Origin of the sequence: Hyphomonas sp. UBA3601 (assembly GCF_002375605.1) — a bacterium.
Classification (GTDB): domain Bacteria; phylum Pseudomonadota; class Alphaproteobacteria; order Caulobacterales; family Hyphomonadaceae; genus Hyphomonas.
The window spans coordinates 1-7,329 of sequence record NZ_DFME01000015.1 but is presented as its reverse complement, the minus strand read 5'-3'; the positions used below and the strand labels follow the sequence as shown (position 1 = coordinate 7,329).

At 60.4% G+C, this 7,329-nt stretch carries 6 protein-coding genes; 3 read left to right on the top strand and 3 right to left on the bottom strand.

What is annotated here, in order from left to right:
• The 3 genes from B4F73_RS01000 to B4F73_RS00990 all read right to left on the bottom strand — a co-directional run.
• Nucleotides 1–1,216 (bottom strand): amidohydrolase family protein (locus B4F73_RS01000; RefSeq protein ID WP_290482307.1); only part of this gene is annotated, 1,216 nt, incomplete at its 3' end.
• 18 nt (nt 1,217–1,234) lie between these two features.
• The gene (purD, locus tag B4F73_RS00995; RefSeq protein WP_290478939.1) at nt 1,235–2,524 is read right to left on the bottom strand and encodes a phosphoribosylamine--glycine ligase; all 1,290 of its coding nucleotides are present in this window, start codon (nt 2,522–2,524) and stop codon (nt 1,235–1,237) included.
• A 58-nt stretch (nt 2,525–2,582) separates the two neighbouring features.
• On the bottom strand, nt 2,583–3,203 hold the full coding sequence (locus tag B4F73_RS00990; protein WP_290482306.1) for a fatty acid desaturase CarF family protein: 621 nt from the start codon (nt 3,201–3,203) through the stop codon (nt 2,583–2,585).
• A gap of 260 nt (nt 3,204–3,463) precedes the next feature.
• On the opposite strand from B4F73_RS00990, the gene B4F73_RS00985 reads away from it, so the two are divergent.
• From B4F73_RS00985 to B4F73_RS00975, 3 genes are all read left to right on the top strand, one after another.
• Complete coding sequence (locus tag B4F73_RS00985; protein WP_290482305.1) at nt 3,464–4,171, top strand: hypothetical protein; 708 nt, start codon at nt 3,464–3,466, stop codon at nt 4,169–4,171.
• A 203-nt stretch (nt 4,172–4,374) separates the two neighbouring features.
• The gene (locus tag B4F73_RS00980; RefSeq protein WP_290482304.1) at nt 4,375–5,793 is read left to right on the top strand and encodes a TadE/TadG family type IV pilus assembly protein; all 1,419 of its coding nucleotides are present in this window, start codon (nt 4,375–4,377) and stop codon (nt 5,791–5,793) included.
• A 225-nt stretch (nt 5,794–6,018) separates the two neighbouring features.
• On the top strand, nt 6,019–7,329 hold a 1,311-nt coding region (locus tag B4F73_RS00975), incomplete at its 3' end, for a PAS domain S-box protein (RefSeq protein WP_290482303.1).

Here is a 7,329-nt window from a genome sequence, read left to right as displayed (position 1 = left end):
CCAACACCTGAGCGGGCGCATCCGTCGCCGCCTTCAGCGCGTCAAACGGCGTCAGCCCCGCCGCCACCATCAGCTCCAATTCCTCGACCAGCGACAGGCCCGGCACATTGGTGAAGATCCCGGCATCGCTGCCTGCGACCAGCGTGACGCCCGCCGCGCGCAGCCATCTGGTCATGCGCAGGTGAAACGCATCCCGCTCTGCGGTGGGCCCTGTCGGTGCGCCTGACCAGTATTCGTACATGTCCGTTTCAGTGGCCTGCACCAACGGATTCAACAGGTCCGTCTCCGGACGGATCAGCGCCGCGCCTTGCGTGTCTGCCACACGCCAGAGATTGTGAAAGGCCAGCAGCGTCGGCGTGACCGGCACGCCAGCCTCGGCGATCTGACCGGCCAGCGCCTGCGCGGCAACCGCATCTTCCCGATCGCTCAACCCATGCCAGACAAGCGACTCCACATGCTCGATCGTCTCGAACCCATCATTCAGCACCTCATCGAACGCAATGTCGAACGGCGCTTCAAATGGCACGCCCGGCCCGCGCACGCCTTCCGGCGTATGGCCCGTCACGATCATCCCCCGCGCATCCGCCTCTTGCAGCACGGCGTCATAGGCTTCACGGGTCAAATTCGAATACACTTTCAACCGCGTGAAGCCCTGCTCGGCCTGCCACGCCACCGCGGCGCGCGCCTCCTCCTCGGTCTCGACCAATTGGTGGTTCACCTGCGCATTCGGGCCGGCGCTGTTGAGGATCGGCCCAGTGGTGACCAGGTGCGGCCCAAGCACACTCCTCGCCTCAATCTGTTCGGCCAAGGTCAGGTGAAAGGGCAGGCCCGACATGTTGCGCACCCGCGTCACGCCCCAGGAGAGATACGCGCCAAGCTCCGCCTCATCCCAGATATGGACATGCATGTCCGTCAGGCCGGGGATCATGGTTAGCCCGCTGGCATCCTGCTCAGCGTCCGCAATCAGGCCCTCCCGCGTATCAGCCACGGCGATAATCGCGCCCTCATCCACCAGCACGAATACATCTTCGCGTACGTCTGGCGCCTCGCCCGAAAAGTCGACCACTCTTACATGCGAGATCAGCAGATCGCCGTCCAGCGTCGGGGTGGCAGGCTGGGTGGCACAGGCCGTCAACAGTGCGCCAAACACCAAGCTTGCCCGGCCTGCCCATTTGCGCGCGTTTGATCGGAACACCTCGGACACAGATTTGCGCATGATCCGGGCTCCAATCTCCTACTTCAGGGCGCGCCAGCCAATGTCGCGGCGGCAGAAGCCTTCCGGCCAGTCGATGGCATCGACGCCAGCATAGGCCCGTGTGACAGCTTCCTGCAAATCGTCGCCACTGGCCGTCACGGCCAGCACGCGCCCGCCATTGGCCAGCAGCGCGCCGCCTTCGTCCATGTCCGTGCCCGCCTGGAACACGGTCACGCCGGGCAAGTCATTGGCAGACTTCACGCCGCGAATGACAGAGCCCTTGGCGTAGCTCCCCGGATAACCTTCCGTGGCCAGAACAATCGTCGCCGTCGGTTCGAACCGGTCCAGCTCCAGCAGCGCCTCAAACGCTTCTTCATTGCCCTCAAGGCCGCCCGTCGCCGCACCAAGGATCGCCGGCACGATATCGCCCGCGAGGCCCTTCATCAGAACCTGGCATTCGGGGTCACCGAAGCGCGCATTGAACTCAACCACTTTCGGCCCGTCCGTTGTCACCATGATGCCGACATAGAGCACACCCTGATACGGCATGCCGTCCGCCTTCATGCCTTTCAGCATGGGCTGGACGATCTCGGCCTTCACGCGGGCAAGAATCTCATCCGTTACGACCGGCGCCGGCGCATAGGCGCCCATGCCGCCTGTATTCGGCCCGGTATCGCCATCGCCCGCGCGCTTGTGGTCCTGTGCGGCGGGCAGATAGATCGCCCCCGTGCCGTCGGTGATGACGAAAATGCTGGCTTCCTCGCCATGCATGAATTCCTCGATCACCAGCGTGGCGGAGGCATCGCCGAACTTGCCCGACAGCATCTCGTCGATCTCGGCATCGGCCTGGTCCAGCGTCTCGGCAATCACGACGCCCTTGCCGGCGGCGAGGCCATCGGCCTTCAGCACATAGGGCGCTTCCAGCGTCCGCAGATAGGATTTCGCCAGCACCGGATCGGTGAACTCGCCATAGGCCGCGGTCGGCACGCCATACTGAACCATGCGCGCCTTGGAGAAGGCTTTCGAGCTTTCCAGCTGCGCCGCCTGCTGGCTCGGCCCGAACACGTCAAAGCCGCGCGCCCGCAAGATGTCCGACAGGCCCTCGGCCAGCGGCGCTTCCGGCCCGATCACGATCAGGTCCGGCTCGACCTGCAGGGTCAGCTGCACCAGTTTCTGAATGTCGGTGACGGTCACATCAAAACACGGGCCTTCCTCATCCATGCCGGGATTGCCCGGAGTCGAATGCACCATGTCCACCAATGGCGACTGCGCCATTTTCCACGCCAGGGCATGTTCACGCCCGCCCGATCCGATCAGAAGTATGTTCATGACTGCGCTCAATGCGCAGGTTGGCGGCGGGAATCAAGCCCTCAGCGGCGGCCAGCGCTCAGGCGGACCGCCATCTGCGCCGCTGCTGACGGCGCACCACGGGGTCGCGGCGTGTGCGGATGCCGCGGCTCAAGCGGATCAGCGCCTCCAGGCGACGCCAGAACCGGACCCGCTCCAAAACCGGATTGGTCCAATCCGTCAACGTACAGAAATTCACATTCTTCAACGCCCGATGGTGCGCGGCATGGTGCAAGGGTGACTGAATCACGCCGGCGCGCTGCAGGCGGCGTACCCAGCCCGGCAACTCGCTCGGGCGCGCATGGGCGGCCGCGTGCACTTCATTCGAAACGAATATGCCAAGTGCGAGTGCCGCCGTGAACGCAATTGGCGCGCCGATCAGCAGGGCAGCAGTTCCAACCGCCACAGCAAAGCCAAACATGCGCCCGCTGCGCGCCAAGACGCCTTTGGAGAGGAAGCCCCGTGGCTTGCGATGGTGCCGGATCGTGTCGCGAACAATCGGCCCCACCAATGGCCAACGCGGTGAGCCGTACCGATCCTGCGCCCAATGGATCACGCCGCTGCCAAGATCGGCGACCAGCCAGCCCGCGACGAACTGTGCGGCTGTCCATGCAATCACTATCAGCCATCCGGCCAGCCCCTCCCACGGCGCAAGCGACATCACTGTGTTCAATATATCAGGAAAATACAAAACAGCGCTCCAAGTTTGTGATCACTCACTTCTCTCGCAAGAAATGGCCCGCCTTTCAAGCGGGAAACGATGAATTCCCTCGGGGCAAGCAGAGGAGCGGCACGCCCCTATCCCCGTCACAAAGCTGGACGGCTTCCAAATTTCGGCATCTTTTCAATGATATAGATATTCGAGATCGCTCTATCGGCCGACCCACTTCGTCGTACTGCCGAAGAGGCGACGCTAAAGGCATGAAATCGCCATTTCCCCTCGCCGTTCACAGCCTCACCCGTTTCTGGTGGGATGCCGCCGATTATCTCGCCTCAGTGGCCCAGAAGCGGCTGGGACTCTGGCCGGTGCCCGCCAAACCCTTCCTGCCGCGCGCAGAACTTGAGGAACTGGCCGGGCGCGTAAGCTTCCTCGAAGCCATCCTGAGACGCCTGTTCTGCCTTGCGGCGCTTGAGCTCGGCCCCCTGCCGCCCCCCACCGAGACGGCTCGGGTAGAGCCGGATACCGCAAAGCCCACCTCCCGCGCCGGCACCGCTCATGTCTCTGAACCGGCACGCCCTTCCACCCGTCGCGCCATTCCCCGCTTCCGCCTCATCGAAGCGACGAAAGCTACCCCTGCCACACCGCCAAGAGCCCGGTTTCGTACCGGTCCCCGCATCCGGTTCCTTGACGAAGAGACGCCCGTAGACTTGCGGGATTATCCTGCAAGCCCAACTGACATTTTACCGGCCGGAAAGCTCGTGCGACGCTTGCTGGCTGTTAACCACGCGCTGGATCACGCGGCCGACTACGTCGCCAGAATGCGCCAGATAATGGTGTCAGCAGGCCCGGTGCTGAAGCGTGCTGTGCCGCCCGTCTTCAAGACGCGAAAACTGAGGCATTTACAACAGGATAGCGCCTGCCAATTGCACGCGGCCACTTGGGATTTCCTGTCGCCGGACACGTCGTGAAATTTGCTGAAAACATGAGCTTTCCCGCGCGGTGCCACAAGGCATTCGCGGCGCTGGTCGTGGTTAAGCAAACCTTTCCGTCAGCGGAGAAATCCTGACCCCTGATTTTACCGAGAAGTTATCCAGTTCTGGCAATGTGCAAACCAGAACCTTTGGGCCAGGTGCGGCCAAAACCGGGGTGGGTAATGATGACGAACACGAATTTGATCAAGAGGACCGTCGAAACAATTCGCCGGTTCAAGGACGAAACACAGGGCAACATCGCGATCATTTTCGCGCTGATGACCATTCCGCTCTTCCTTCTCATGGGCTTTGCGATTGACCTGCAACAGGTCAACACCGCAAAAAACCGCGTCCAGTTCATCCTGGACAGCGCGGTTATCGCGGGTGCCCGCGAAATGCAGGAAGGCAAGAACGACACCGAAATCAAGACGTATATCGAGAACTATTTCAAATCGGCAATGAAGGCCCAGGGCAAAGGCACCGATTGTGCCGAACCCGTTGCGTCTATTGCCGCCGAGTCTCAGGATCTTTCGGTGAAGGTGCGCTGTGCACAGCCGACATCGATCATGCAGATGACGGGCACGAAGGAATTGAACTTCTCCGTCACCTCCGCTTCGACCTATGGTATCGGTAAAGTCGACATCGCTTTCGTATTCGACATCTCCGGATCGATGGGCGGCAGCAAGATGTCCGCTCTGAAAAGCGCGGCCGACACGGCGATCAATGTGCTTGTGCCTGCAGACGATGACGGCACGACCGGCGAAGTCCGCATCGGAATGGCCTCCTATTCCTCCATGGTGGACGCAGGCGAGGACTATTTCTTCAAGGCAACCGGACAATTGCCAATTCGCACATACACCTTCTCGTACGATGAAACCTACGAGTCTGGCGGCGACTGGGAAGAAGTCTGCAAATGGAAAAAGAAAAGAGGAAGATGGTATTGGACCTGTGACGACGAGTGGGTGCCTAACTACGCCACCCGTACAGTCACCGAAACCAAGACGATCAACAATACTTGCGTCAAGGAACGTGTGGGTGACGAGCAATTCACCGACGAAGACCCAGGTCCATTCCAGTGGATCGAAGCCGCCGAAGCGTATGGCAGCGTCAACTGGAGAGGCGATGTCAGCTGGTACACAGAATCCTGCAACCCGATCGGTCCACTGCCCATGACCAGCAATCGCGACAAGTTGTTCGATTATATTGATGGCCTTAACGCCAGCGGCGGTACGGCGGGTCACCTCGGCATCGCCTGGGGCTGGTATCTGATTGCACCGGATTGGGACGTCGTCTGGCCCGCCGGCTCTGACCCTTATCCCTATGATGAGCCGGATTCGGCCAAGGCCATGATCATCATGACCGATGGTGAGTTCAACCAGGAATACGACACGTCCAACGGTGACTCCTTCGATCAGGCTGAAACGATGTGTGACGCCATCAAGGATCAGGGCATCAAAGTCTACACCGTCGCCTTCCAGGCCCCGCCTTCGGGTCAGGCCATCCTCAATTATTGCGCGTCGGGCGACGACTTCGCGTTTACCCCGGAAAGCTCCGAGGAACTGACCGAAGCCTATACCAAGATCGCCCAGTCCATTTCGGACCTGCGCATCCGGTATTGATCTCTCACTCTGGCAGCGGTGCGGGCGCATCGCTGCCAGTTTCTTCATCCAGATTTTTTTGCTTACATTACAATGTAATGACCCGAGGATCACAAGGGCACACCCTTCCTGGGGGGGCGGCTCGACCGCCTGATCTGGGTTATGGACAAATGCCTCTGATTCACAGTAAAAAAGATGTTGATAACAGCGCATTGTGCGTTGGACATTTTTTTCGGGAGCCCCGTCATGAAGCGGGATCGTCTGTCTAGCGCTCCCTCTCCGGTTGCGCCTGCCCCTGCCCCTGCCTTGTCAGCAGCGGAGAGCTCTTGGCTTAGCGCCATCATCACATCGTCATCCGATGCGATCATTTCAAAAAACCTGGACGGTATCATTGCCAGCTGGAACCCGGCCGCCGAGCGCGTGTTCGGTTACCCACCTCAGGAGATCATAGGCCAGTCGATCCGCGTATTGATCCCGGAAGATCGCCAGAGTGAAGAGGATGAAATCCTCGCTACGATCCAGGCCGGCCGCACCGTGGCGGATTTCGAGACAATCCGTCTTCACAAGGACGGCACCGCAATCCCCATCATGGTCACGGTCTCTCCCGTTCATGATACAAGCGGCACGATTGTTGGCGCCTCGAAAATCGTGCGTGACATCTCTCGCGAGCACGAAAATCAAGAACGCCTCCGCCAGAGCGAAGCCCAGTTCAAGGCGCTCGCAGACAACATCCCTCAGCTGGCTTGGATGTCGGACCCTGAAGGTCAAATCTTCTGGTACAACAAGCGCTGGTATGAATATACCGGGGCCGACGAAGAAACGACACGCGGACATGGCTGGCGCTCCGTGCACCATCCCGAACATGAAGCGCGCGCCACCGAACATTTCTTGAATTCGCTGAAGACCGGACAAGTCTGGGAAGACACATTTCCCCTGCGCGGCAAGAATGGAAAATTCCGCTGGTTCCTGTCTCGCGCGCTGCCCATCCACGACAAGGATGGCCAGATCGAGATGTGGTTCGGCACCAATACCGACGTGACCGAACAGAAACAACGCGAGGAGCAGATCCAGCTTCTTCTGGGCGAGGTAAACCACCGCGCCAAGAACATGTTGACCCTTGTTCAGGCGATTGCGCGCCAGACCATGGCCAGCGGCGACAATTTCATGGATCGCTTTGCTGAGCGTATGCGCTCGCTGGCCTCCAGTCAGGACTTGCTGGTCAGTTCCGGCTGGCGCGGCGCGCGGGTCGAAGACATCATGAATTCCCAGCTTGCGCACCTGGAAGACTTCATCGGCACCCGGATCAAGCTGGAAGGCCCTCATGTTCGCCTGACTTCCGCAGCGGCGCAGTCGCTCGGCATGGCTCTCCACGAGCTTGCCACCAATGCTGGCAAGTATGGCGCCTTGTCCAATGATACCGGCCAAGTCGATATTCGTTGGAACATCCGTCAGGAAGAAGGTACGAACCGATTTGAAATCAGCTGGACGGAAAGCGGCGGCCCACCCGTCATTGCCCCTGACCGGCGCGGCTTTGGCTCCACGGTCATCGAGCGGATG